Here is a 26,059-nt window from a genome sequence, read left to right on the forward strand (position 1 = left end):
GCGGAATTCGGTCCCGATTAAATGCACGTACGGCGCGACATGCATCGACCGCGATGCGGCCGTGCTTCGGTTGGCAGCCACGGGTGGGGAGTACGACGTGAGTGTGTGCGGGTGTGCGCGCGAGTTCTGTACGGTATGTGTGAATGATGGCGGTGCCGATGAAGTCGCCGCATCGTGACGTCAACGGGCAAGCAGCGCGGGGGAGCGGGTTATTTCGACGGCGGAGCGGGCGGTGCGCCCGCCGGCTCGGCATCGGGCGTCGCATCCGGCACGAGCAGTGCGACGATCTCGCGGAATTGGGACGTACAGCGCACCGCGTCTTCGCGCGAATTCATGTCGATGACTTCGAGCAGGCCTACGAACGCGCCGAGGAAGGCATCGGAGAGCGGGGTGGACCGTCCATGCTCGCGCAGATGTTCCGCGTAGGCGAAGACGTTATGGATGAAATCGACCTGGGATGCGGAAAATTCGTCGTCGGTGATCGGTGCGGGAACGGCTGCAACGGTTTGCCGAGACAACGAGGCGGGCAAACGGAAATACGAAAGAGGATCGCTCATGCATGAATCTCAAAATATGCACGAACGCGACGTGCGCGCAAAAGCGGCGTGGCGAACAAAGGCGCATGGACTACCTATGGCCCACGCATTTGACACGCCGATAGCGCTCCTTGATTGCGTTTGATTCAGAGAATGATGTCAAATGTATTTGACTTCATTTTGATGATCGGCTCATGCAATTCGATTGGTTTGAAACGTTCGACGAATTGAAGCGCGGAGGGCGATTCGCAAGCGATGCACAGGTGGCGGAAAGTCTCGGGCTGCACTCGGCCATGACACGTTGCGAACGTCGGTGCAAAGCCTGCTGCCGAGCCGGGATTACCACGAACAGGAAGGCCGGGCGCCGTATGAAATCGGCGATCCGTCGGTGCAGCTCAATCATCTGCTGGCCGTGCTGCCCGGCGACGCGCGTCGGCGCACCGAGCCGCATCTGGCGCCCATCACGATGCCGCTCGGGCATGTCGTCTACGAATCGGGCGACCATCTCAGCCATATCGCCCTGCCGACCACCGCGATCATCTCGATGCGCTACGTGGTGGAGAACGGCGCGTCGGCCGAGATCGCGGTGGTGGGGCGCGACGGTCTCGTGGGGGCGGCGCTGTTCATGGGGCGAGACGATGCCGAATCGCGCGATCGTCCAGAGCGGGGGCGATGCGTTCAAACTCGGCGGGCAGGTCGTCAAGGATGAATTCGCACGTGGCGGTGCGGTGCAGCGCCTGTTCCTGCGCTGCACGCAGGCGCTCGTCACGCGAATGGCGCAAACGGCCGTCTGCAACCGGCACCATTCGATTTCGCAGCAGTTCTGCCGCTGGTTGCTGCCGAGCCTCGACCGGCTCGATTCAAGCGATGTGCAGATGACCCAGGAACTGATCGCCGGCATGCTCGGCGTGCGCCGTGCAAGCGTGACGGAAACCGCGAGAAAGCTCCAGGAGGCGGGCCTGATCCGCCAGTCGCGCGGCAAGATCGAAGTGCTCGATCGCGCCGCGCTGGAGCATCATGTGTGCGAGTGCTATCAGTTGGTGCGCGAGGAAAGCCATCGGCTGCTGTCGCCATGGTGATCCAAGTGTGGCAGCGAGCCAGTAAGGGCGGCGCTGATAATACGCGTGCACCTGGCGGCCCCACTCGAGGTCGACCATCAACGGCCATGGGTTCTTGTCGAACGCGGGCGCATGCAGGCTCAGTAACGACTGTGCGCGCACCCGGTCGTTGAATCGGTACGGCATCGTACGAATTCCTCGGATTGATGGAGGTACCGGCGCGTGACGCGGAAAGGGTATCCACGGTCTCCGAACGATCGGAGGGCATGCCGGCTGTCGCGCCGTTCGGCCCTCTTCGCATCTCGATGCAAAACATGTGCGCAGCTTCCGACCGGATTTGTTCTTGCTTATCGGTAGCGAAGCGCGCAGGCTGGCCCGGTCTGTTCAACGTATCAAGGGTTCCGCGCCGCCCCGACTCCATCCGCGCAATTCGGCGCGGACATTGTCGACGGCAAGACACTGCTGCGCCAATCTGACTCATGCTGCTTGTGACGCCATGTAGGCACGAGATCTCCCCCCATTCCCTGTTTCGAGAGCGCGATGAAATACGATTCGACGACACCCTTTGACATGAGCTCTCTGGCGAGAACGGCGAGTACGTTCAACGGCAGCGGCCGTATTTCCCCTGCACAAGCGGGACGGCCGAATATCGCGGGCGTGAGCCGGCTATTGTTAATAAGGCGTATTTGGATGGAAAAGGAGCTGGCCCGTACGACGAAGGACGACATCATGCAACAGATCGAGGCGGATGCGCGTTCGACCGATGATGGTATGCCTGTTGCGCAGCCGATATGGTGGGAAGTCCCCGTCGCCCGCAGTCCGGGTCAGCATATTTGCGAATCTCGAAAGCGGCTCGGCATGCACGCGATGGATGAATAATCGTTCACAAGACCGTGGTTTGGCGCGTGTATGGCTCGATCGGGAGGCGTTACGGGAGCAAGCCTGCCGATCATGAAATCAAATGGATGATTTCACGCGAATTGTCGAAGCCCCACGTCTTCTGTTCGATGTTGAAAAAGCGCCATCAGGCGCGGAATTCATGGAGTGGGCCGTGACGCATCCTGCGATGGCAACGGTATGTTGATGCGGTCGAGTCCAGAATCGTCGTTGTCGAGTATCGGATGTTGCGCGCGGCAACCGCGCCCATTTTCGTCGGCCTGCCCCGCGATCGGACGATGCATCATCGCGATGCCTCGGCCGGGGGCGCCCGCCAGGAAGCCCGGATGTCGTCGACAGCTTTCAGAACCGGATGAACACCGGGCAGCGCTTGGTCGGCATGACGAACCGAAACGGTAACGCGGAGGTGGGCGGGGCGAAACGTAGGACTCATCCGGCTGGACCAAGGATCACGTCGATGGCCGCCTGGCCCGCGATTTCGGCGACCAGGTAAGCCCATCGAGAAGTGAAGGGGCCGTTGTGCACCGGGATCAGGCCTCCTCGCGCGCCCAGCACTTCGAGGTTTGTGCCGCCTTTGATCTGGAAGCTCACATCGAACGTATCCCGATCGGCTGGCGTCAATTGGACATGAATCTCAAAGCCGCGATACGCGATCGTCCTCTGCATGAACACCTCTCTGTCATTGGCGGAGCCTAACACCATCCGCGTCGGACGGCGTGGGCCATGGTGCCTGTCATGCGATCGCATCCGGGTGCTGCTTGAATGGAGAAACGCCGCGCGAAGGAAGCGCGGCGATGAACCGCGATTCAAATGCTGTCCGGGTTGCCTGCTCGATACCCGATACCGTCCAACCTCTCCACGCTCAAACAGCGCGCGGAGCCGCCCTGGCGAGGCGGATGTCGAAGCCGGCGAGGCGCCGGCTTGTTATTTTTAACGGTATTGGCATGGCCTGAATCACGCGCATCAATGCGCGGCTTGCCAGTGTGGCCCGACAACGATGCTGCCTGCGAATGCGTGGCGTGTCTGTCCGCTACGAGACAGTGCTTTCTGCAGTACGGCATGGTACGAGGTGGCGTCGGCCAACCATGAAGGGTTTTGCCTTGGCGCGATGAACGGCACATGCCGCTGCGGCGTCAGGTATCGACAAGGCGTTGACGGCCCGCGCGATTCACACCCGGTCGGGCGGTACATTGGCGTCGATCGCCATCGCCAGCCAGACAAGCTCGTATCGCGATTTCATATCATTTCAATCAATATATCTTGTGCGCCCTTCCACAGGACTTCCACGCCCAGCGTGCGCAGGTTTTCCCGCCCCTTTGTGATCGTCAGAAAATGATTGCCGGCCAATTGGCCCATCTTGCTGCTGAACGAGCATGATCCGTAGGCGAGAATGATTTCGGTCTCGCTGTATCCACCAGGATAAAAAAGGACATCGCCCACGGAAGGGTGGCTCGTATGATTCTCGAATCCGACCGCTTTTGCGTCGTTTTCCAGCTTGAAATCGCCAAGTGGTACCCAGCATCCTTCGCCGCTCCAACGCACGTGGATCAGTTTTTGGCGATAAGGCAGCAGCTTGAGAAAGGCACGAACCGTTTCAGGGGCATCCGGATGCGTTTCCGCCTCGAAAATATGGCCGGCAGCAGTAATGCGAAGTCGAGTCATGGTGAATGATGGGTCAGGTTTGGGGTGGCAGGATGGCAGCCGTGATCAGGCGTCGGGTTGATCGATCCATTTGCTCACGACAGGAGGCGTCCAGGTTTGGAGTTGGTTCAGCAGGTCGTCCGGATTGGACGTTGCGACAATCATGTCTCGATGTTCGGGTTTGAGAAAGCCCTCGGCCGTTGCGTGTTCGAGCAACGCGCGCATCGGCGCGAAAAACCCCGACACATCGAGCACGCCACATGGCTTGGCATGTTCGCCCAATTGAGTGAGCGTGGCGGCTTCGAATAATTCCTCGAACGTGCCGAGGCCGCCAGGCAATGCGATGAACGCATCGGCCAGCGCGGCCATGCGCCGTTTGCGTGCCGACATGTCGGGGACGATCTCGTGCCGCGTGAGTCCGGGCGCGAGATGGCCCCGATCCGCCAGACGCCGCGTGATGACGCCGTGCACGGGCGAGCCGGCCGCCAGCGCGGCCTGCGCGACGATGCCCATCAGGCCCTTGTCGGTTCCGCCATACACGAGTTGCCAACCGCGCCGGCCGAGCGCATCGCCCAATTCGCGAGCGGCTTCGGCATAGTCGGCACGGGTTCCGAAATTCGAACCGCAGAACACGGCGACGCTGTAAATCGTCGGCGATATGGGGCCGGTCACGACACGGCTCCGTCGGTCTTGCGCTGAGTCCAGCCGGTCAGCCGGCGCTCGACGAGCGCCGAAATGGCATACAGCACGACGCCCAGCACCGCGAGAATGAACAGGCCGGCAAACACCAGCGGCACGTCGAAATTGCCGCTCGCGATCATCATCACGTTGCCGATTCCCTTGTTCGATGCGACTGTCTCGGACAGCACCGCGCCCACGAAGGCGAGCGTGATGGCAATCTTCAGTGATGCGAACAAATACGGCATCGCACGCGGCAGGCCCACGTTGCGGAGCACATCGAAGCGGCTTGCGCCGAGCACCCTGAACACGTCTTCCAGTTCCGGTTCGGTGGTGGCCAGGCCGGTCGCCACGTTGACCACGACAGGGAACACGCTGATCACCATCGCCGTGAGGATCGCCGGTACCGTGCCTGAACCGAACCAGACCACGAAAATCGGCACCAGCGCAACCTTGGGAATGCTGGAGAAGCCCACGAGCAGCGGATAGGCCGTGTCGTAGGCAAGCCGCGACGAGCCGATGACCACACCGATCAGCACGCCGAACACGACGGCCAGGAAGAAGCCGATCAGCGTGGTCGTCACGGTCTGCACGACGTGCGGCCACAGCAGCGGCATTTTGGTGACCATGACGACGAGGATCTGACTGGGCCGCGGCAAGACCAGGTCGGAAACGTGGAAAGCGATGCAGGCAAGCTCCCACGCCGCGAAAAAGCCGATTAGTGCGCTCAACGACAACAGGTTGCGGCGAAGCCGCACGGTTCCGAGGCTCATGCTTGCTCCGTTGCTTCGAATGTCGGCGTGTCGATCGGGATGGCCGGCGACGCCCCGCGGGCCGCGACGACCCCGGATGAACGTGCTTGCGCGATGCGCATGCGCAGTTGCTGGACCAGCGTCGCAAATTCGGGGGCATAGCTCGCTTCGAGCGTGCGCGGCCGGTCGAACGTCACATGGCGATCCTCGAGGATGCGTCCCGGGCGCGAGCTCATCACGCAGATCCGGTTGGCCAGATAAGCCGATTCGCGCAGGTCGTGGGTGACGAGCAGCACGGTGGGCCTGCGCTTCATCCACAGCGTCTGCATGATGTCCCACAGCTCTTCCCGGGTGAACTGGTCGAGCGCGCCGAACGGCTCGTCGAGCAGCAACAGCTCCGGCTCGTGAATCAGCGCCCGGCACAGCGACGCGCGCTGCAGCATGCCGCCCGACAACTGCCACGGGCGCTTGTGGCCGAACTCCTTCAGGCCGACCTGGGCCAGCAGGGCGTCGGCGCGATCCGCGAACTCGCCCTTGCGCTTCTGGCGAAATTGCGACCGGAATGGTTCGACGATCTTGAGCGGAACCATCACGTTCTCGCGGATGGTCAGCCACGGCAGCATGGTCGGATTCTGAAACGCCAGCCCGATGCGTATCGGTTTGGTGCCCGGGGCGCCGACTTCGCGGCCTCCGACGATCACCGCGCCGGATGTCGGGCGAATCAGGCCCGCCACCAGCTTCAGGATGGTGGACTTGCCGCAGCCGCTCGGTCCGACCAGCGCAACGAAATCGCCTTGTTCGATTTCGAGGCGCGTGCGATCGAGAGCGATCGTTCCGCTGTCGCCGCCGTAGCGAACGCCGACATCCGACAGGTCGATCAGGGGGGGATTCATGAAGACTCCTTCGTATATACCGCTCGCATCGACGCGAGCGGACGCGATTACTGTTCGTTGCCGAACACGCTATCGATATCGACCGGCTCGGCGGTCGGACGCACGCCGTCCGGCGTCTCGAGGATCGCGCTCAGGTAGTGCTCGGTGTTGCGCGGCTTGGCAGCCGGCATCGCCTGCACGCTTTTCACGGAGCGTCCCCAACCGGCCGCGTCCTTCACCAGCTTGCCGTCGCGCATCACGAAGCGGCCGCGCACCAGCGTGTGCAGCGGATAGCCCTTCACGGCGCGTCCGTGCCAGGGCGAGATCTTGCTGATGCTTTGCAACTGGTTCTGCGAGAGGATGCCGGTGCGATTCATGTCGACGATCGCGATGTCGGCATGCGCGCCCGGCGCGATGACGCCCTTCGGGCCATAGATGCCCCATGCCTTGGCCGGATTGACCGCGCTCCAGCGGACGTAATCCATCAAGGTGGCGCGTTCGCGATTGACCTCGGTCAGCATCAGGGCCATCTGCGTTTCGACGCCCGGGAAACCGCAGTCGCATTCCCAGATATTCGGCCGCGTTTTTTCTTCGGGCGAGTGCGGGGCATGGTCGGTGGCGATCATGTCGAGCGTGCCATCCAGCAGCGCGTTCCAGAGCGGATCGTTGTTGCGCGCTTCGCGAATCGGCGGGTTCAGCCGCATGATGCCGCCGAGCTTGCTCATGTGATCGGTGTTCAGCAGAACGTATTGCGGACAGGTTTCCGCCGTCACGTCCACGCCGCGTGCCTTGAAATCGCGCAGCACGAACAGCGAATCGGCCGAGCTGTGATGCGCGATGTGCACTCGGGCGCCGGTCCACTCGGCCAGCGTCAGCACGCGCGTGATGGCCTCGATTTCGGCCACCGCGGGGCGCGCGGCCAGATGCGCCATGGCGTCGATTCGGCCGGCGTCGCTCATGCGGTTCTGCCGACGAAACAGGATCGACGAGTTTTCCGCATGCACGACGGTCCGGATGCCGAGCGGTGCGAGCTTCTCGAACCCTTCGAGCAGGGCGCCGTCGGTCGGCGCCGGCAGGTTGCCGAAGGTATTGCCCACGAACGCCTTGAAGCTCGTCACGCCGCCGTCGAGCAGTTCCTCGAGACGCTCCACGGTATCGTCGCCGAGCAGGCCGTGAATGCCGAAATCGACATACGACGATTCCGCCGCACGTTGCTTGATGCGCAGTGCCTCGAGCGTGCCGGTGGCCGGGTTGGTATTCGGCATTTCGAACACGGTGGTCACGCCGCCGCACGCGGCGGCCGCCGAACCGGTCTGCCAGGTTTCCTTGTGCGGATACCCCGGGTCTCGGAAATGCACATGGCTGTCGATCGCACCGGGCAGGAGATACAGCCCGTCGGCGCGCATTTCCTCGCGCGCGGATGGCATGACGTCGTCGTGTCCGACCGCAACGATGCGCTCGCCATCGATGGCGACGGATGCCTCGATGATCTGTTCAGGCGAAACGATCCGGGCACCGCGGATCACCAAATCGACTTGACTCATTTTGCTTCCCCTTAAAGCATGGCCCAACCGCCGTCCACCGGCAGGTCGATACCCGTGATCTGTCTGGATACATCGCTTGCGAGAAACAGGCAGGCGTGTGCCACGTCGTCGTCGGTCGACACGCGCTTCAGTGCGTAGTCCTCCGCATGCCGCAGCATGGCTTCCTCGACCGAAATGCCGTGAGCGCGCGCCATGTCCGCGCAAACCTTTTCGCGGAACCGCGGCCCGTCGACCATGCCGGGCGCCACGCAGTTGACGTTGATGTTGTGCGGGCCGGCTTCGAGCGCGAAGCTCTTGGTGATGCCGCGCAGGCCCCACTTCGATGCGGAATAGGCCATGCGTCCGGCGCGGCCGCGCATGCCGAAGGTTCCGCCGACGTTGATCACCTTGCCGTAGCGACGCTCGATCATGGCGGGCATCACGGCGCGCACCACGTTGAATGCGCCGGTCATGTTCACGCGGACGATATCGTCGAATTCCGTTTCGGTGGTTTCCCAGCCTTTCTTGCCGATCGGGCCGGAGCCGCCGGCCACGTTGACCAGCACGTCGATCCGGCCATAGGCGGCGAGCGCCTGCCGAGCCAGTGCATCGGTGTCGGCGGCAACCGTGAGGTCGCACGCCACGACGATCGCTTCCGCGTCCATCGCACGCGCTTCGGCCGCCACCGGTTCGATCGCCGCGACGTCTCGACCGGTCAGCACCAGTCTTGCGCCTTCGGCCGCGAACGCCAGCGTCACCGCGCGCCCCATGCCTTTTGCCGGGCCGGTGATCACCACGACCTTGTCTTTCAGATTCAAATTCATACGCAATCCTGATTTATAGGTATCGGAGAAAATGCGCCGCCTTACATGGCCGACGGACGGTCGGCTCGGGGCGGGAGGAACTGGCCATCGAACACTTCGTTGGGCGCCGGGCTGCGCGGCAGCCTGGCGGCCTCGACGATGATCGAGATGTCGCGCTTCAGGCGTGCCTCGTCGACCGCACCCAAACCGATGCGGGCGATTTCGGGTGCGCTCATGTCGTTATGCATCGTGGCCAACAGCTTTTCCTTCTCGACTTCGCGATTGAGCAGCGGCTCGCGCTTCATCACGGCGTCCACGCCTGCGTCCGGATTGGCGATCACGTCGCGGATTCCATGATTCAACGCGGCAAGGAATCCGCGCACGGCCTGCGGGTTCGACTTGACGAATGCGCGCGAGAAGAACACCGCATTCGAGTACAGGTCCATGCCGTAGTCGCCGTAACGGATGAAGCGCAGGTCGCGAGCCGGATTCACGCCCATCGCCTTGGCGCTGAACATGATCGTGGTCGTGAAGCCGAACACCGCATCGACCTGATCGCGCATCAGCATCTGCTCGCGCAGATTCGGCGCCATGTTCGTGATGTGGACCTTCGCGGCATCGATGCCTGCCAGCTTCGCGAACGCGGGAAACAGCTTCAGCGCGCCGTCGTTGGCGGGGGCGCCGACCGTCTTGCCTTCGAGATCCCTGGGCGTGTGGATCGGGCTGCCCGACTTGACCACGACCGTAAACGGCGGCGTGTTGTAGAGCACGTCGACGGCGATCGGCGCCTGTGCCGGCTCTTTCGCCGCCAGTTCCACGAGCGCATTGAGATCGCCAAAACCGGCCTGATAGGCGCCGGCGGCAACCTTCGGGATCGACGCGCTCGAACCCTCGCCCTGGTCGAACTGGACATCGAGCCCCTGGGCCTTGAAATAGCCGCGATCCTGCGCGAGGAAAAACCAGGCTTGCGGGCCTTCGTATTTCCAGTTCAGGACCACCTTGATGGGCGTGTCCGCGCGGGCTTGCGCCGGCGCGGCGACCAGGGCGATGCCGAAGGCGGCGAAACCGGCGAGCATGCCTGCCGCGCTCAGGCGACGAATTTGACTCAACATGACGATGCGACTCCTAGCGTTGGGTCCGGCCGGGCAGGCCGGAAAGGGCTGCGATCAGGCTGTCGGCGCGGGCGACGAAGCCATGCAGTTGCTGAACGATGAAATGGATGGCCCGTGTGACATAGGCCGGCGAAGACGTGTTGCAGGCGTCCTCGAGCAGGATGCAGTCGTAGCCGATGAAGGCGGCGTCCTGCAGCGTGGAGAACACGCACCGGTCGGTATTGATTCCGACGAACAGCAGCGTGGTGATGCCGAGATTGCGCAATACCGAATCGAGTTCGTTGTCCCAGAAGCCGCTGAGTCGATGCTTTTCGACGCACATGTCCGACGCATCGACCGTCAACTCGTCGACGACTTGCGCGCCCCAGGCGCCACGAACGAGCGACGGTCCGCGATCGTTCGGCGACGGCTCCCCATAGCCGACGCCGTCGGCCGAGCGCTTGCCCTTGAAATGGATCGTGGCGCTCAGGTTGGCCAGATCCGCGCGAATCCCCCAGTTCAGCCACACCACGCGGCCCCCCGCACCACGCCAGGCGGGCAGCAGCTCAGCGATCACCGGGATCGGCTTTCTGGCTGCCTTCACGCTGACGCCTTTCTGCGCGAACCATCCTTCCGGGTGGCAAAAGTCGTTCTGCATATCGATCACGACGACTGCACTGCGCGCGACGTCGATCTCGAGGTTCTGGGGCGCGGCGTCGATCGTCAGCGGGCGCGGTTTCATCACGCGACGCACCAGGCTGGCCACCGAGCCGGATACGGTCCACGCGTTGTGCGCGGCGGGACCGAATATCGCGGCGTCGGAGGCATGATCCGTGCGCGGCATGGAGGGGGGCGATTTCTTTTTCATGCCACGTTCAATGCAGCATCTATGCCATACTTTGTCCACCAAAGTAGCCATTTAGGCACGATGGCGTTGCCGAAACGGCAACGGTTCGAGGCACTCACAGTCGCACCGGGGCGGAGTATTCCCTGCGGCGGTCGTGTGTTTTGGCGGGGCTGCGGCAGTTTCGGCCGGTGCCGCTCAGGCGTTGGTTCGACGCAGGGCGCGAACCGAACCACGCCGCGCTCGCATACGGTGCCCCATTCCCGAAATGATGCGTGCCGCGCCCCGTCGCGGTGCGCTGCAGTTGACCTTCCGCATCTGGAGCACGCTTGCATGAATCATCTGCGTTTTCTCTCCTACGTCGACGAGGTCGCACGTACCGGCTCGGTCAGGCAGGCCTCGGAGCGGCTGCATGTGGCGCCGTCCGCCGTATTGAGGCGAATCCAGGATATCGAGGACGAACTCGGCACGCCGATTTTCGAGCGGTTGCCGCGCGGCATGCGGCTGACCGCGGCAGGCGAGCTGTTCATTCAGTACGTGCGTACGCGTCTGGCCGAGCTGGAGCGTGTGCGATCCGAGATCGAGGATCTCCAGGGCTTGCGCAGGGGGCTGGTGCGATTGACCGTGAGCCAGGCCGTGGCGTCGGCGTTTCTGCCGAAGATGGTTGCCTCGTTTCGCAAGCGTCACTCGCTGGTCGGGTTTCAGATTCGCGTGACGGATCACGTGCAGGCACTCAACGCGCTGCGGATGTTCGATACGGATCTCGCGCTGGTCTTCAACCTGTCGGACGAACCCGATATCGAACGGATCGCCGAATTCGAGCAGCGGCTTTGCGTGATCATGCATCGCACGCATCCGCTGGCATCCGAAGCCGGGCCGATCCGGCTGCGTGATTGCGGCGACTATCCGCTGGTAATGCCGAATCGGGAAATCGGAGGCCGACAGCTGCTTGATCGATTTTTGTCGCGGCGCTCGTTCCGTCTTCACCCGGTGGTCGAATGCAACAGCTTCGAGTTCCTGCGCGGCTACCTGCATTACGAACAAGCGCTCAGCTTCCAGATCCACATCGGTGCCGGGAGCGAGAGCGGCGAATACGTGTCGCGCGATATCGAGGACCGCGGGTTTCCGAAAGGCACGCTGGCACTGGCGAGCCTGCGCGGGCGCCAGTTGCCCGTGATCGCCTATTCGTTCATCGAGCACCTGAAGCAGGGGCTCGAGGAGAGCGCGGCGCTGGCCCTCTAGATATTTCCGTTATTCACTACGATGAAGGCGCCGCCGATGAGCGGCGCCTTTATTCATTCTCCCGCCACACCCTGCCTGAAGGGCGCCCGCAGGCGACGCCTCCGCGATCGGTATGCGCTCCCGCGCCGATTCGACCGAAAACGATAATTCGAATCAAAAAAAGAAAAGGCGGCCGTTTCGGCATCGAGCCGTTGCCGAAACGGCAACCACGGCCATCGCCGCGCCGGGGCGAACCACGATTGGGTCGAACGCGCTTTGCGTTGCCGCGATGGCAACGCGCAGGTGCCGAAAAAGTGCCTGAGGCGATATTTTTTATCACTTAACGTGGCATCCGTCCGCGCAATACAGACCAGTTGAACGATGCACGGGCGCAGCAACCCATACCGAATTCCCGCCCGCCCCGGACTCAGCGACCCGACAAAATCATGAATCAGATTCCCTTCGAATTTAAATCAGTACACCTTATTCATATTGCGATGATTGCCGCGGCGCTCGTCGCGCCTGACTACGCGTTCGCGCAAAGCGCAACCGCAAGCGGTCAGGATACCGCCGCAACCGGCGACAGCTCGGCAGCCAGCGCCGCGAAGGATGCGCGCAAGAAGAAGGATGCCGCCGCGGCTGCCGCGGTGCAGACTCAGGCTGCCAGCAAGGGCGATACGCATGGCGCAACGCTCAGCCCGTCCCAGCCGGACGCGGCGGCCGAAACGTCCGCAGCGGCAAGCGTGTCCGACCATGGGACGGAGGCACACAACGTCGGCGAGATGATCACGAAGGGAACGTTCTTCGGCAACATCCGCACCTTCTACTATGCGTCGCGCAACGCCTTTTTCTCGCCCGGCGCGAACCAGAACACGGTCAGCTACGGTGGCGAGCTTGGCTACGTGAGCGCGCCGCTCTACGGGTTCTCCGTGGGCGTGAGCGGCTATCTGCAGCGCGGCATCGGGCATTCCGACAACCCGAACCGCGTGGACAGCTACCTCGGCCCGAACCTCGCGACCTTGGGCGAGGCCTACGTCAAATGGGAGCACGACCAGGTGCAGGTCACGGTGGGCAATCAGGCGCTCAACGTGCCGTTTGCCTCGACGTACGATTGGCGTATTGCTCCGCAGTTGTATCAGGGCATCGATGCGAAATACGGCGACGCCGACAATTTCGTCACGGCCTTCAAGATGTTCCGGTTCAAGTCGTACACCGGCAACGGGTTCTCGCAGAAAACCAATTACGACGAAAGCTTCGACCCATACGCCGGCATCGGCAATCCGACGACCAACGGTTTCTGGGGCGTGGGCGCGGCGCACAAGTTCGATCTCGATGCCGTCACGCTGCGTGCCCAGGGGTGGTATCAGACCTATCAGGACTACGCCGACCTGGCCTACGTGGAAGGGCAGGTGAGCCGCACCGGCGGGGCATGGAAGCCGTTCGCAGGCCTGCAGTACTTCCACGAAACCGGCGACGGGCGCGAACTGCTCGGTCCCGTGGACAGCCAGGTGTACGGCATGCAGCTCGGCGTCAAGCACAACTCGATGACGTTGAGCTTCGGCTACGACTTCATCGCCCCGCATCGCAACGCCTATCTCAATGGCTCGCTGGTCACGCCGTATGCCCACGATGTGTCGGGCGGCCCGCTGTTTGCGCAGCCGTTCCTGACCAGCACGCAGGATCTCGGTGCCGGCAACGCCTATGCAATCGACATCAGCGGCGCCCCGACCGGCAACTGGTTCATCGGCGCCCGCTATTCGTTCATGGATCTGAAGGCGAGTGCCGACGGCCCGAGCCTCGACGGGTCGGAATACCTTGCCTATGCGATCTACAACTTCAGCGGACAGCTGAAGGGGTTCAGTGCCGCCGACTTTTTCGCCGTGCAAACCTCCCCCGTCAAGGGCCGCACGTTCGTGCAGAACCGGCTGCAGCTTCAATACGCGTGGGGGCCGCAAATCTAGTCGAACCTGGTGAAAACCGTATTTCGAATTCACTCGCACCTGATGGAGGGAGGTCCTTCTCTCCATTGAAAAAAATCAACAAGAAAAATCATGAAAAATCGAATCAAGCTGTTGAATCTCTCGCTGCCGCTGACCGGTGCATGCTCGCTGCCCGCGCATGCCTCGGTGACGTTGTACGGACTCCTCGATACCTATGTCGGCTACACGAATGCCGATGGCAAGGGGGCCGCCACCGCGATGCAGAGCGGAGGTCTCGCGGCAAGCCGGATCGGCCTGCGCGGCGACGAGGACCTCGGCGGCGGCCTGCATGCGACGTTCAATCTGGAAAACGGCATTCAAACCAATTCGGGGGCGGCCGCCGACGCCTCGCGTGCATTCAATCGCAATGCATGGGTAGGACTCGCGAATCAGTATGGCGAAATCCGCTTCGGACGACAGAACCAGATTCAGCTGTACATGCTCGGGAAAATGGACGCCTTTGCGGGCGGCACGTACGGTTCGTTCCTGAACAACGCGGGGACTTACACGTTTCGCTTCGACAACATGATCACGTATTGGTCGCCATCGATATACGGTTTCAAGCTGAGCGCAGGTGTGAGCCTCGGTGGGCAGACCAGCCCGCATGACGGGCTCAATGCCTATCTCGTGTCGCTGGAATATTCGCGCGGCCCGCTTTATCTGGGTGCGAACCACGTAGAGCAGAACAGCACCGATGGACGAAATCTCACCAAGGCGACCTTCGCGGGCGGCAGCTATCAGTTCGGCAAGCTGACCGGGTATTTGGGCTACTACCGAGGCAACGTGCTTGGTTCGAATACCGCTACGAACGTGGCCGGGAAATACCACAGCGTGTACTCGGCCTCGGCCGCCTACAACTTCACGCCGGCGCTGAAGATCAGTGCAGGCGTGGGTTGGGCCCAGGACAGTTCCGGCGCGCACGACAACGCCGGCGAAGCGAGCCTCGGCGCGTTCTACTCACTCAGCAAGCGCACGATGCTTTATGGCACGGTCGAGCGGCTGATCAACAAGCATGGCGCAACGTATGCGTTGCTGGCGAACGGCCCGATCACGTCCAATTCGCCTGCCGCGGGCGGGGGCGTAACGGGCGCCCAGATCGGGATCGTGCATTCGTTTTGATGCTTCGCGTGTCTTCGTGAGAGGTCTTGCTGCCTGGGTAGGGGCGTTGGTCTGGCAAATCACTTCCGGTATTGCGCCCCTCAACCGCGACCCTGTGCGTCGCATCGCCATGCCTTCAAGGCTGACTGCCATCGAACCGTGCCGGACGGTGCTGTTTTCGAATGGCGGTGAGTGGACCTTTTGTAGTCGGCATGCGCGAGAGGGTGACTGCGCAATGAACATCGATATTTTTGATAGCGATACCTCGTTTTCCCCGTTACAGCGATCTGACGATAATTGAGGGTTTTATGTAGAATGAGCCACTCCAGGATTGTCGGCTCATTCTCTCGCCATGCATCGAATCGGACTCTTTGTTTGCGGTGGCCACGACCCTCTCGATCTGGGCGGGCCACTGTCGGCTTTCAATCAGGTAGCCACGGCAGCTGGCCATACTCCGTACGATCTTCATGTCATCTCGCATGCCGGAGGCCCGGTTCGTGGCAATACGGGTCTTGTGATCGAGACCAAGCCGGCCGGAAGGCGCGCGTTCGATACCGTCATTTTCGTGGGCGGTGATATCGATCCCATGCAGACGCAGGAGAACATCGCGGCCGCCAGGAAATTGAGCGCCAAGGCCTCGCGGGTGGCGAGCGTTTGTACGGGGGCGTTTCTGCTGGCGGAAACCGGCTTGCTGGACGGGTTGAAAGCAACCACCCACTGGCGATACGCTGCGCTGCTGCAGTCGCGCTTTCCTCGCACCCGGGTCGAGAGCGACAGTATCTATATCGCCGACGGCCGCATCTGGACGTCGGCGGGCATTGCTTCGGGAATCGACCTGGCGCTCGGCTTGATTGAACGAGATATGGGTGCCGAAGTGGCGCGCGGTGTTTCCCGGCTTCTGGTGGTGGCGTATCGTCGGCCGGGCGGCCAATCCCAGTTCTCCGCCATGTCGCAGATGGAACCGGAGTCGGACCGCATTCGCATTGCCCTGAACTTCGCGAGAGAACACCTGGTTGAAGCGCTACCGGTGGAGCGGCTCGCCGAAGTCGCCAGGTTGAGTCCGCGACAGTTCGGACGAGCATTTCGCCGGGAAACCGGCGAGACACCTGCCAAGGCGGTCGAACGCTTGCGCGTGGAAGCCGCGCGGCTGCGCCTGCAGGATGGTAGCGAACCGATCGAAAAAATTGCGCTCGCCGTGGGATTCACGGATCCGGAGCGGATGCGGCGGGCTTTCATCAAACTGCATGGCCACCCTCCGCAGGCGATCCGGCGCGAGAGCCGATCGAACGGTGCGCGTTGATCGAGCGCCAGCCTTGTGGCGCTCGCGCCATTTAACTCGCTGTATCGCCGGCCGCTCGACCGCCATCGGATTTCCGGGCGGGGGAGTCATTCCACATGTCGCGATGCAATTTCCACGTGCCGCCTTGCTTCAGAAAGAGCAGGGTCTGCTTGCCGCGATAGATGAGCTTTCCGTCGTGATCACGGACTTCCGCATCCGAGACTTCCGTTACGCTCTGGTCGTTGCCGTAGAACTCCTCATGGCTGAACGATACGGTGCCGGGTTTTGTCCCGGAATACCCCTTGACGAAGTACGCGGTAATCGCGCTACCCCCCGTCACCCTGTCGCCGCCGGGCGGCATGAGTGCACCATCGGCGGTGTACAGGCGGCCTATCGCCTGATAATCCCCTCGCGCAAAGGCATCCGCCCATCGCGCGTTTTCGGCCTTGATGGCCGCTTCGGTTCGAGGCTGCGGGCCATCCGCCATTGCTGGCGCGGCAAACGCGAAAAATGAAAAGCAGGCTGCAGAAGCAGCAGCAAAGCGGCGAATCTGTTGCATGTGAGAATTTCCGTTCAGGGTTTAAATCGATGGGGCTGGGCGGGATTGGGCAAGCGATGCCGAAGGTGGAGCGATCGACACTCGCGCAGGGCTCCTCCGGCATCGCTTGCGGGCATTTCAGCGAACGCCCGGGATTCGCGCGAGTCCTTTGGATGCACCGGGCAGTTCCTTGTCGACCATCGCGACGACTTCCGGCCGTGCGTCTCTGGGATGACCGGAATGGAACGGCGGGGCGGGGTCGTATTCGATCGCGAGTTGCGTGAATTCGGCAGCCTGTTGGCCGCGCAGCTTCGCCGCGACGCGCAGTGCGAAATCGATGCCCGCCGTCACGCCACCGCCGCTCATGAAGCGGCCGTTGTCGTCTTCCACGAATCGATCCGGCACGGGGATCGCGCCATATTCGGACAGCTTGTTGACGAAGGCCCAATGGCAGGCGCTTCGCTTGCCCTTGAGAATGCCCGTCGCGGCGAGCACCAGCGAGCCGTTGCACACGGACGTCACGTGTTTGGCGCTTTCCGCCAGACGCCGGATTTGCGCCTGATACGCGGGCCGCATCGGCGCCGTCAAATCGGAGCCGCCGGGAACCAGAATCAGGTCGGTCTTCTCGATATCGGCCAGTCGCTCGGTTTTGCCATACACCACCCCGAATTCGAGCGTGACGTTGCCGCCATCGAGGCTCGCATAGCGAACGTGGGTATTGGGCAAGCGGTGAAAAATCTCGCTGGGGCCGGCGAAGTCGAGCAGCGTTCCGCCGTCGTAATTGACGATCAGAATGTTGAGCGGGTCGCTCGGAGCCAGTTCCGCCCGGCCGGCTGCCTGCGCGAGAGCGGGCGCGGTGTGGCCAAGCAGGGCCGTGCCACCCAGCACGGCGCCCAGCGTGGCGATGCTGCCGAACTTGAGCATCTCGCGGCGCGAACGACCTGATCCGGTGAGCGATTTTCCGGATTCCTTATTTTTTTCGCTATGGTTGGTCAAAATCATTTCTCCTTGCGCTTCGGCCCCTCGGTGCGTGCAGTCAGGTTGGGCCGGATTGAAAGTCACCACCACGAACAAGCGTGGTGGACAGGGAATCAAGGTATGGATGAACCCTGGGGAGGACGGACAGGGCTCTTGAATCGAAAAGCGCAGGCTTAAAGCTGCGAGGCGCCACCATCGACAATCAGTTCGCTGCCGACGACGTAGGACGATTCGTCGCTCGCGAGATAGAGCGCCGCGTAGGCGATGTCTTCTGCCTTGCCCATGTGCCCAACCGGGATGCTCTTCGCGAATTCGCGCTTGAAGTGGCGGACGTCCTCGTTCGACATCCCCCACTTGCCGAGCAGAGGCGTGTCCATGCCACCCGGCGCGATTGCGTTGAACCGGATCTTGCGATCGAGAAACTCGTAGGACCAACTACGGGCAAGCGAGCGTACGGCGGCCTTCGCTGCCGCGGTCAGCGATATGCCGTGTTTGCCGGTCTGGGCGACGAACGATGTATTGAGAATGACCGAGGCGCCCTCTCGCAAGCTCGGCAGCACCGCTTTGAGCGTGTACACGACGCCCTTGACGTTGATATCCATGATCTCGCTGTAGAGATCGTCGTCGATGTCGCCGAGTGCGGAGGGGAAGGCCCAGCCGGCGTTGGCGAACACGACATCCAGGCCGTCGAACCTTTCCTGTACTTCGGCGGCAATGGCCCGCATGTCCTCGATCGAGCGGACATCGCCCTTGAGAACCAACGCGTTCTCGCCAAGCTCGGCCTTCGCGCGCTCCAGTGCGGCAGTATCGCGGCCCGTCACCGCGACCCGAGCGCCTTCTGCGATGAAAAGCCTGGCGGTCGCGAGACCGATGCCGCTGGTGCCGCCCGTAATCAAAGCCGACTTGTTTTTAAGCCTCATCTTCGCTTCCTTTGTTTGCTCGAAATTGATCGAACCGGCAGCACAGGACGCCATCGCGTTTGTGCTGGTGTTCCGGCTTGATGCCTGCGCAAATTATGGAACCTGGATGGAATGGCTAAAAGGTCGTATAACCCTCAAAAAAAGTCACTAACGGGCGGCGTCGTCAGGTCGGCGGGCGCACGTATGCCCGGTCCGGGCCGCCCTCGGTCAGGACCGTCGTTGCACCCTTGTCGTTGCGTGAGTTGCCTGCTTCAGGTGGCTAGGGAGTGCCGGGCGGATAGCCGAGATGATGGTTCATCTCCTTACACATTCATCGAGTCGAGAGTAGTCGCGCCGGTCGGCTGCGGGTCGAAACAGGCCAACCGGTTGCCCTTGGCAAGGGCTCTTATTGATACTGTCATGATAGTATCAATAAGAAATTCGCTTACCTAACCAATGGCGGCCAATGAGACAACCTATTCCGTCGAATCCGGCTACAGAGCGGGCTGGCACCGAGCAATTCAACGCGACTGCCGTAACGTTCGTGGTCAGTCTGGCCGTGTTCATGGCGACACTGGACATGTTTGTCGTCAACGTCGCGCTGAACTCGATCGGCAGCCAAATGGGCAATGTGCCGCTCGACGTGTCGGCCTGAGCTTTCCGAACCTGTTTGCCGTCGGGGTGTCGGGGCTTGCACCCGATCAGGCCTCCACCGGTAGCGCCGTGCTGTCGGTCAGCCGATTTTTCGGCACGACGCTCGGCACGAGCCTATTGGTCATGGCGATCGCGTTGCCGTCGCCGTCCTTCGCGCTGGCCTTCCTGGCCGCCGGCACCTTGGCGTTCGTCGCGGTATTTTGGTGTGATGCCGCTCGGCGGCGGTTCGTCGAGCGGCATTCCTGATTGTCTCAGGTGAATAGGAGGTCCTCATGTCTGAACATGGATTCGCAACCCGGAAATCGTTTGAAGGTGTACGGATAAGCTGGAATACCCGCGCCTCGCACCAGCGCGTAATGGAAAACATACGAAGCGCTTGCGGCCGCGCGACAATACCCGACTTGGCGCAGTTGGCGTCCCGAGCCGCAACCGCCGACGATTTCGCGCAGGCCGTCGAAGCGAAACATGTCGGCACGAGCGGGTTCATGATCTTCGCCGAAATCGACCATGCGAGCTGGTTGCGTGTGTATGGCTATCGGCGGGCACTGACACGCGTGATTCTCGGCAATCCGCTCATTGCGATCACGATGATGCAGCACGACATGTCGGCGGGGCTGTTCGCGCCGGTCGAGCTGTTGGTGTCGGAGTGCGCCGACGGTACGGCGCAAATCACGTATGTGCAGCCATCGACGCTCATCGCGATAGACGATCAACCACTGCTGAAGCAGGCGGCGCAAGCACTCGACGAGAAACTCGCCGACCTTGTGAGCATCGCGCTGATCAACCACGGATAGCGATTTCCGGTCGTCCCGGATCGATAGGCGACATCCATTACAATACCGGCCGCCAGGCGGTAGCTGTCGGCTCGCATACCGACGGCGCACTCGCCGCGCCGTGCGGGATTCTGTCCGCCGTCGTGGATGGCCTATTTGACGGGAGCCGATATGAAGCGAAAGAGCTTTGCCGATATGGACTGCGCGGTTGCACTGGCGTTGGAGCAGGTTGGCGAGTGGTGGAGCCTGTTGATAATACGCGACGCATTACAGGGTTCGACGCGCTTCGAACAGTTCCGCGACAGCCTGGACATTTCGCCCACCGTCCTGTCGAAACGTCTCTCGGACCTGGTCGATGCAGGGCTGCTGGAGCGTTATCGGGATTCGCCGGAAGCCGGGCGGGATGCGTACCGCGTGACAGCGAAGGGCCGGGACCTTTCTCCGGTGCTGATCGCCTTGTTCGCATGGGGGAGACGCCACGTCAAAGGCCACCGCTGGGGTATCGATTTCGTTGATCGGGAAACCGGCAAGGCGGTCGATCCCATGCTGATCGATCGCAATACGGGCAAGGCGATCAGTCGCAACGATCACGCGTTCGTTCCCGGGCGATATCCTTCCGAGGCAACGCTCAAGCGGTTGAAACCGCTCGAGCGTTGAGCGCAGCGTCACGTCATCACGTCACGTCACGTCGCGCCATGAACTGCCGATGCCGGCGCGCCCGCCCGGCGCCCCAGTCAGGCTGCGCTCAGGATGATGCCGAGCACACGACGCAGCGGCTCGGCCGCGCCCCATAGCAACTGATCCCCGGTGGTCAGCACGCTGTAGATGCCGTTACCGAGATTCAGCTTGCGCAGCCTGCCGACCGCAACCTTCAACGACCCGCTGACGGCGGCCGGGCTCAGGCGCCGTATGGACTCCTCTCGGATATTCGGCACGAAATCCACCCATTCGTGTGCATTGCCGATGAGGGTCGCCAGGCTGCTGGCATCGCGCTCCTCCTTCAGCTTGAGCGTGATCGCCGCGGAGTGACTCTGCAACGCCGCCACCCTTATGCACAATCCATCCACGCGGATCGTGCCGGGCGCGAGGCCGAGTATCTTGTTGGCCTCCACCTCGCCTTTCCATTCTTCGCGACTCATGCCGTTGCCGAGATCCGAGTCGATCCACAGGATGATGCTGCCTGCCAGCGGCACGCCGAACCGGCTGATCGGATAATCGTCGCCCGATGCGGCGCGGCGGGCGAGCTCCAGCACGTCGAGGGTCGGCGTCGCCGGGTCGGCCAGCGCCGCTCGTGTGCGCTCCGACAGCGCCGACATCTGCCCGAGCAGCTCGGTCACATGGGCGGCGCCGGCGCCCGATGCGGCTTGATAGGTCATCACGGACATCCAGTCGACGAGTCCCGCTTGAAACAGGCCGGCGAGGCCGACCAGCGACAACGTGATCGAGCAATTGCCGCCGATGTAGTTCTTCACGCCCGACGCGATCGCGGTATCGATCTGCGCTCGATTGACCGGGTCGAGCACGATCAGCGAGTCGCTGTCCATGCGCTTTGCCGATGCCGCGTCGATCCAGTAGCCATCCCAGCCGCTTGCCCGCAGCGCGGGATAGATCGGCTGCGTATAGCTGCCGCCCTGACATGTAACGATGATATCCATGTCCGCGAGTTGCTCGACGGACGTCGCGTCGCGCAACGTGTGCTCATTGCCTCGATGATCGCGCACACGCCGACCGGCTGCGGAGGTGCTGAAATAGATCGGCGAGAGGCGCGCGAAATCGTTTTCCTCGCGCATGCGCTTGAGCAGGACAGAGCCAACCATGCCCCGCCATCCGACCAGTCCCACTTTTTTCATATTCCGGGTTTCCCGACAGGCATCGCCTGCATGCATGCCCATGAGGGCTGTAAATGGATGACTCTCCACCCATATCGCTGTCGGGTTTTGGACAAAATTGCGCTTATCGGCATACGTTATGGGTTCCTGACGATCTCGCGAAGGCGGGGCGTACACGGGCCGCCGGCCACCGGCGCTTCGATATACTGTCGCTTGCTCAATCCTCCTCGCGGCAGCGGGCTGGTGTGTCCATCGGAGCTCATCGATTCCATCATGTTCACTGATTGTTACTGCACGCAATTCCGGCGCTCGGCCAATGCACTGACCGGCATCTACGACGACGCGCTGCGGCCCGTCGGCTTGAAGATCACGCAATTTTCGCTTCTGCGCGCATTGGAGCGTCTCGAGGCCGCGACCTACACGGAAGTTGCAGTCGAAGTCGCGCTCGACAAGACGACGATTTCTCGCAACCTCAAGCTTTTGATCGATGCCGGATGGGTTGAGGTAACGCCTGAGGCCGACGCCCGTGTCAAGGTTGCGCGCCTGAGCAAGCGAGGCGCCGCCAAACTGCGCAGCGCGGAGCCCTACTGGAGACGTGCCCAGAAGCGTGTCGAGGGGGAGGTTCGGAAATTCATCAAGGGGGCAGCCAAGGAGCACCTGCTCGAGGCGCTGGAATCGCTGCAGCGCGCCGACGTCGGTTAGCTGCAAGGGTTAATCCGTCATGGCAACGAACAGTGGCGTCGAATAAGATGTACCTACATCCACTTGCGATGCCGGTGGCTGACTCGATAGAGCGGGCGGTCGTTCCGCTCTTTCCCCCAAAAAGTTGTACCTACATTTATTTAGGGAGTGTGCAATGCCGACATACGTCGTGACGGCCGCAGAGGGCCGTTTCACCGCCGAGGAAAAAGGCGAGATCGCAAGGGGAATCACGCAGGCCCACAGCGGTGCGACCGGTGCGCAGGGTTTCTTTGCACAGGTCATCTTCACCCCGGTGGCCACGGGTGATCACTTTCTCGGCGGTGCCCCACTGAAGGCTGATCACATCTTCGTGCACGGGCAGATTCGGGCAGGGAGGACCGACGAGCAGAAACGGGGCCTTCTCGACAGCATCGTGGGCGTCGTGGCGCGTGCCGCGAACACCGACAGCCGATATGTTTGGGTCTACCTGGCCGAACTGCCCGCCGCGCAGATGGTGGAGTACGGCAAGTTGCTGCCTGCGCCTGGCGGCGAGGCTGCGTGGCTGGAGGCGATGTCGCAGGAGGACCGGGATTATCTGACCGGCGTGGGCCGTTAATCGGCGCACCGTCAGGCGCGAAGCCTGGCGCGCACGAGCGATCCTCGGTCGCGCCAGCTTGCCGGGATCAGAAGAAGCCGAGCGGCTTCGCGCTGTAGCTGACGAGCAGATTCTTCGTCTGCTGATAATGGTCGAGCATCATCTTGTGGTTCTCGCGCCCGATACCGGATTGCTTGTAGCCACCGAACGCGGCATGCGCGGGGTACAGGTGATAGCAGTTGGTCCAGACGCGACCCGCCTGGATCGCGCGGCCGAATCGATAGGCACGATTGCCGTCGCGCGTCCAGACGCCGGCCCCGAGGCCGTAGAGCGTGTCGTTCGCAATCGCCAGCGCTTCCTCCTCGTTTTTGAAGGTGGTGACGGAAACGACGGGGCCGAAAATCTCTTCCTGGAAAATTCGCATCGAATTGTGTCCGCTGAAGATGGTCGGCTTCACGTAATAACCGTCCCGCAGGTCGCCGTCCAGCCGGTTTTGCTCGCCGCCAATCAGGCAGGTGGCGCCTTCCTCCTTGCCGATCTGCAGGTATGACAGGATCTTGGACAACTGCTCGTATGAAGCCTGGGCACCGATCATCGTGTCGGGATCGAGCGGGTGTCCTTGCTTGATCGCGGCCACGCGACTCACTGCGCGTTCCATGAACTTGTCGTATGCAGATTCCTGGATCAGTACACGCGACGGGCTGGTGCAGACCTCGCCCTGATTCAGGGCAAACATCGCAAAGCCCTCGAGCGCCTTGTCGAAGAAGCTGTCATCGGCGTTGACGACATCGTCGAAAAAGATGTTCGGGCTTTTTCCGCCCAGTTCGAGGGTGACGGGGATCAGATTCTTGCTCGCGTATTGCATGATCAGACGGCCGGTCGAGGTCTCGCCGGTGAATGCCACTTTCGCCACGCGCGGACTCGACGCAAGCGGCTTGCCTGCCTCCACGCCAAAGCCGTTGATGATGTTCACGACCCCTGGCGGAAGCAGATCGGCAATCAGCTCGATCAGCACCAGGATCGACGCGGGCGTCTGTTCGGCCGGTTTCAGTACCACGCAATTGCCGGCTGCGAGCGCAGGCGCGAGCTTCCAAACGGCCATCAGCAGCGGGAAATTCCAAGGAATGATCTGCGCGACGACGCCGAGCGGCTCGTGAAAATGGTATGCAACGGTATCTTGATCGATTTCGGCGAGCGTACCTTCTTGCGCACGCACACATCCGGCGAAATAACGGAAGTGGTCAATCGCAAGCGGCAAGTCGGCTGCGCGCGTTTCACGGATCGGCTTGCCGTTGTCGATCGTTTCCGCAACCGCGAGACGTTCGAGATTGTCCTGCATCCGGTCGGCGATCCGGTGCAATACCAGTGCGCGTTCGGCGGGTGAGATCGCCGCCCAAGCCGCTTTGGCACCGTGCGCTGCGTCCAACGCCAGTTCGACATCTTCTGCCTGAGAGCGTGGTACGTCGCAAAGCGGCTGGCCGGTAATTGGGGATACATTGGTGAAGTATTCACCGGCAACGGGCGGAACCCATTGTCCACCGATGAAATTGTCATACTTGCGCCGGTATGGGAACGAGGTCGTCAGGTGTTCGAGGTCAGCATGATTCATGGAAGTGTCTCGCTTGGAATGAGAGGGACGCTGGACAGAAACCGTCCGTGCCACGGCCTGCTTAAAGCGGTGCCAGGTCGTAGTCGGGGGCCGTCCGTTACGGTTGCGTGGAGCGGCGCACGCGCATCGAAGCGCGGCCGTCCAGGTATCGTCGCGGCTTCCAAGTGATAGGAGATGGACAAAATTGCGGTTTTGTACAAAAAACGGGGCCGCGTGCCGCCGTTAGGGGCGTGATGAGCCCATGATTCGCAGCATTGACGATTATTTAGATGTAGCTACAATCAATGCGTCCGGTTTGCTCGACAGGGCAAGGCGCGAATGCACCGCGGCACCTGTTCCTGCCGGATGATCCCCGGACACCACCGACTATGGGTCACGACCATGGATACAGCACATCCATCCCGATCGAACCAGGCAAAATTTTGGCGCGAGCCTGGCTTTGCCGACGCCGAACTGATGACAGCCAGCTATCGCACGCATCGGTTCCCGCCGCATGCGCACGACGAGTTTGCGATCGGCGTGATCGAACGCGGTGCACAGGCGTTTCTCGAGGGCCGTGGCCGAAGGCTGATCATGCCGCAGGGCGCGATCTGCGTGATCAATCCGGGGCAGCTTCATGAGGGGCGTCCAGCGGTCGAAGGCGGTTGGGATTACCGCATGGTGTATGTATCGACGTCGGGCCTGCTCGGACTGTTGCGGGACGCGGACGGTGCGCCACAGCGGTCCGTGCATTTTCCCGACGTCGTAATGGACGACCCCGACACGATGCGGTTGTTTCGCGCTGCGCACATTTGCTCCGAATCCGATGACGCCAGCCAGCTTGAAAGAACATCCCGGCTTACCGCCGCGATGGCCCAACTCGTGCTGAGACACGCGTCGGCGACGCATCGGCCATCCGCCGGGGGCGCGATGCCCGGGGCAGTGCGCCGGGCGCGCGACTATATCGATGCCCATTTCGTGGATAACCCGTCGCTCGATGCCATCGCCCAGGTGGCGGGTATGAGCGCTTATCACCTGCTGCGCGAGTTCAAGAAGTCGGTCGGGGTCGCGCCTCATGCGTATCTGGTGCAGCGTCGTGTTGCATTGGCCAAACATCGCGTGCTCCGTGGCGTACCGTTGCGACAGGTCGCCATCGATGTCGGCTACTGCGATCAAGGGCACTTGAGTCGGGAGTTCAGTCGTTTTTTCGGCGTGCCGCCCGGTATCGCCCGGCAGTAAATCAGCAAGTTTG

The 26,059-nt window shown here is 62.1% G+C and carries 28 protein-coding genes and 1 pseudogene; 14 read left to right on the top strand and 15 right to left on the bottom strand.

Features of this window, described 5'->3' with window-relative positions:
* Positions 1–209: 209 nt before the first annotated feature.
* The gene (locus AB4851_RS10035; protein ID WP_414447056.1) at positions 210–530 is read right to left on the bottom strand and encodes a hypothetical protein; all 321 of its coding nucleotides are present in this window, start codon (positions 528–530) and stop codon (positions 210–212) included.
* Positions 531–1,002: 472 nt separating this feature from the next.
* Between AB4851_RS10035 and AB4851_RS10040 the strand changes: the two are divergent.
* The 3 genes and pseudogenes from AB4851_RS10040 to AB4851_RS10050 all read left to right on the top strand — a co-directional run bounded on the left by AB4851_RS10040 (position 1,003) and on the right by AB4851_RS10050 (position 2,678).
* Positions 1,003–1,615: pseudogene (locus tag AB4851_RS10040) on the top strand (Crp/Fnr family transcriptional regulator).
* Between the two features lie 519 nt (positions 1,616–2,134).
* A complete protein-coding gene (locus tag AB4851_RS10045) occupies positions 2,135–2,473 on the top strand; it encodes a hypothetical protein (protein ID WP_414447057.1) in 339 nt (112 codons plus the stop codon).
* An 82-nt stretch (positions 2,474–2,555) separates the two neighbouring features.
* Positions 2,556–2,678, top strand: coding sequence for a hypothetical protein (locus tag AB4851_RS10050; RefSeq protein WP_414447058.1), 123 nt, complete (start codon positions 2,556–2,558; stop codon positions 2,676–2,678).
* 242 nt (positions 2,679–2,920) lie between these two features.
* Here the strand turns inward: AB4851_RS10050 and AB4851_RS10055 are convergent, their stop codons facing one another.
* The 9 genes from AB4851_RS10055 to AB4851_RS10095 form a co-directional block, all read right to left on the bottom strand.
* On the bottom strand, positions 2,921–3,157 hold the full coding sequence (locus tag AB4851_RS10055) for a hypothetical protein (RefSeq protein ID WP_414439801.1): 237 nt from the start codon (positions 3,155–3,157) through the stop codon (positions 2,921–2,923).
* Positions 3,158–3,727: 570 nt separating this feature from the next.
* Entirely contained in the window at positions 3,728–4,153 is a 426-nt protein-coding gene (locus AB4851_RS10060) for a DUF3830 family protein (RefSeq protein ID WP_414447059.1), read from the bottom strand.
* Between the two features lie 45 nt (positions 4,154–4,198).
* Positions 4,199–4,804, bottom strand: coding sequence for a TIGR00730 family Rossman fold protein (locus tag AB4851_RS10065; protein WP_414447060.1), 606 nt, complete (start codon positions 4,802–4,804; stop codon positions 4,199–4,201).
* Positions 4,801–5,583 carry an ABC transporter permease gene (locus AB4851_RS10070; RefSeq protein WP_414447061.1) on the bottom strand — a complete coding sequence of 261 codons (783 nt, stop codon included), beginning with the start codon at positions 5,581–5,583 and terminating at the stop codon, positions 4,801–4,803. Before AB4851_RS10070 ends, AB4851_RS10065 begins: the two co-directional genes overlap by 4 nt.
* Positions 5,580–6,455, bottom strand: a complete 876-nt coding sequence (locus AB4851_RS10075) for an ABC transporter ATP-binding protein (protein WP_414439798.1) — start codon at positions 6,453–6,455, stop codon at positions 5,580–5,582. Before AB4851_RS10075 ends, AB4851_RS10070 begins: the two co-directional genes overlap by 4 nt.
* Before the next feature lie 47 nt (positions 6,456–6,502).
* Positions 6,503–7,978 carry a dihydroorotase gene (locus AB4851_RS10080; protein WP_414439797.1) on the bottom strand — a complete coding sequence of 492 codons (1,476 nt, stop codon included), beginning with the start codon at positions 7,976–7,978 and terminating at the stop codon, positions 6,503–6,505.
* 11 nt (positions 7,979–7,989) lie between these two features.
* Positions 7,990–8,781, bottom strand: coding sequence for an SDR family NAD(P)-dependent oxidoreductase (locus AB4851_RS10085; RefSeq protein WP_414447062.1), 792 nt, complete (start codon positions 8,779–8,781; stop codon positions 7,990–7,992).
* A 41-nt stretch (positions 8,782–8,822) separates the two neighbouring features.
* Positions 8,823–9,872 carry an ABC transporter substrate-binding protein gene (locus tag AB4851_RS10090; protein ID WP_414447063.1) on the bottom strand — a complete coding sequence of 350 codons (1,050 nt, stop codon included), beginning with the start codon at positions 9,870–9,872 and terminating at the stop codon, positions 8,823–8,825.
* Between the two features lie 13 nt (positions 9,873–9,885).
* Positions 9,886–10,719 carry a cysteine hydrolase gene (locus AB4851_RS10095; RefSeq protein WP_414447064.1) on the bottom strand — a complete coding sequence of 278 codons (834 nt, stop codon included), beginning with the start codon at positions 10,717–10,719 and terminating at the stop codon, positions 9,886–9,888.
* 60 nt (positions 10,720–10,779) lie between these two features.
* On the opposite strand from AB4851_RS10095, the gene AB4851_RS10100 reads away from it, so the two are divergent.
* The 4 genes from AB4851_RS10100 (at position 10,780) to AB4851_RS10115 (ending at position 16,293) form a co-directional block, all read left to right on the top strand.
* Entirely contained in the window at positions 10,780–11,937 is a 1,158-nt protein-coding gene (locus tag AB4851_RS10100) for a LysR family transcriptional regulator (RefSeq protein WP_414447065.1), read from the top strand.
* Between the two features lie 425 nt (positions 11,938–12,362).
* A complete protein-coding gene (locus AB4851_RS10105; RefSeq protein ID WP_414447066.1) occupies positions 12,363–13,877 on the top strand; it encodes an OprD family outer membrane porin in 1,515 nt (504 codons plus the stop codon).
* 90 nt (positions 13,878–13,967) lie between these two features.
* On the top strand, positions 13,968–15,014 hold the full coding sequence (locus AB4851_RS10110; RefSeq protein WP_414447067.1) for a porin: 1,047 nt from the start codon (positions 13,968–13,970) through the stop codon (positions 15,012–15,014).
* A gap of 331 nt (positions 15,015–15,345) precedes the next feature.
* Entirely contained in the window at positions 15,346–16,293 is a 948-nt protein-coding gene (locus tag AB4851_RS10115; RefSeq protein ID WP_414447068.1) for a GlxA family transcriptional regulator, read from the top strand.
* Between the two features lie 31 nt (positions 16,294–16,324).
* Here the strand turns inward: AB4851_RS10115 and AB4851_RS10120 are convergent, their stop codons facing one another.
* From AB4851_RS10120 to AB4851_RS10130, 3 genes are all read right to left on the bottom strand, one after another.
* Positions 16,325–16,831, bottom strand: a complete 507-nt coding sequence (locus AB4851_RS10120) for a YybH family protein (RefSeq protein WP_414447069.1) — start codon at positions 16,829–16,831, stop codon at positions 16,325–16,327.
* A gap of 117 nt (positions 16,832–16,948) precedes the next feature.
* Complete coding sequence (locus tag AB4851_RS10125; RefSeq protein WP_414447070.1) at positions 16,949–17,812, bottom strand: DJ-1/PfpI family protein; 864 nt, start codon at positions 17,810–17,812, stop codon at positions 16,949–16,951.
* Between the two features lie 149 nt (positions 17,813–17,961).
* On the bottom strand, positions 17,962–18,708 hold the full coding sequence (locus AB4851_RS10130; RefSeq protein WP_414449163.1) for an SDR family oxidoreductase: 747 nt from the start codon (positions 18,706–18,708) through the stop codon (positions 17,962–17,964).
* A gap of 445 nt (positions 18,709–19,153) precedes the next feature.
* Between AB4851_RS10130 and AB4851_RS10135 the strand changes: the two genes are divergently transcribed.
* The 4 genes from AB4851_RS10135 to AB4851_RS10150 all read left to right on the top strand — a co-directional run bounded on the left by AB4851_RS10135 (position 19,154) and on the right by AB4851_RS10150 (position 20,771).
* Complete coding sequence (locus tag AB4851_RS10135; protein ID WP_414447071.1) at positions 19,154–19,342, top strand: hypothetical protein; 189 nt, start codon at positions 19,154–19,156, stop codon at positions 19,340–19,342.
* Positions 19,343–19,410: 68 nt separating this feature from the next.
* Positions 19,411–19,587 carry a hypothetical protein gene (locus AB4851_RS10140; protein ID WP_414447072.1) on the top strand — a complete coding sequence of 59 codons (177 nt, stop codon included), beginning with the start codon at positions 19,411–19,413 and terminating at the stop codon, positions 19,585–19,587.
* Between the two features lie 26 nt (positions 19,588–19,613).
* On the top strand, positions 19,614–20,135 hold the full coding sequence (locus tag AB4851_RS10145; protein WP_414447073.1) for a DUF302 domain-containing protein: 522 nt from the start codon (positions 19,614–19,616) through the stop codon (positions 20,133–20,135).
* A 150-nt stretch (positions 20,136–20,285) separates the two neighbouring features.
* Complete coding sequence (locus AB4851_RS10150) at positions 20,286–20,771, top strand: winged helix-turn-helix transcriptional regulator (RefSeq protein WP_414447074.1); 486 nt, start codon at positions 20,286–20,288, stop codon at positions 20,769–20,771.
* 77 nt (positions 20,772–20,848) lie between these two features.
* On the opposite strand, the gene asd is transcribed toward AB4851_RS10150, so the two are convergent.
* Complete coding sequence (asd, locus tag AB4851_RS10155; protein WP_414447075.1) at positions 20,849–21,964, bottom strand: aspartate-semialdehyde dehydrogenase; 1,116 nt, start codon at positions 21,962–21,964, stop codon at positions 20,849–20,851.
* A gap of 192 nt (positions 21,965–22,156) precedes the next feature.
* Between asd and AB4851_RS10160 the strand changes: the two genes are divergently transcribed.
* Together AB4851_RS10160 and AB4851_RS10165 are read left to right on the top strand one after the other, a co-directional pair.
* Positions 22,157–22,645 carry a MarR family winged helix-turn-helix transcriptional regulator gene (locus tag AB4851_RS10160; RefSeq protein WP_414447076.1) on the top strand — a complete coding sequence of 163 codons (489 nt, stop codon included), beginning with the start codon at positions 22,157–22,159 and terminating at the stop codon, positions 22,643–22,645.
* Between the two features lie 154 nt (positions 22,646–22,799).
* On the top strand, positions 22,800–23,240 hold the full coding sequence (locus AB4851_RS10165) for a tautomerase family protein (protein ID WP_414447077.1): 441 nt from the start codon (positions 22,800–22,802) through the stop codon (positions 23,238–23,240).
* A gap of 67 nt (positions 23,241–23,307) precedes the next feature.
* Here AB4851_RS10165 and adh read toward each other — a convergent pair whose 3' ends face one another.
* Positions 23,308–24,828, bottom strand: coding sequence for an aldehyde dehydrogenase (gene adh, locus AB4851_RS10170; protein ID WP_414447078.1), 1,521 nt, complete (start codon positions 24,826–24,828; stop codon positions 23,308–23,310).
* Between the two features lie 381 nt (positions 24,829–25,209).
* On the opposite strand from adh, the gene AB4851_RS10175 reads away from it, so the two are divergent.
* A complete protein-coding gene (locus AB4851_RS10175; RefSeq protein ID WP_414447079.1) occupies positions 25,210–26,046 on the top strand; it encodes an AraC family ligand binding domain-containing protein in 837 nt (278 codons plus the stop codon).
* Positions 26,047–26,059 lie beyond the last annotated feature (13 nt).

Source organism: Burkholderia sp. 22PA0099 (assembly GCF_047497165.1).
Taxonomy (GTDB): domain Bacteria; phylum Pseudomonadota; class Gammaproteobacteria; order Burkholderiales; family Burkholderiaceae; genus Burkholderia.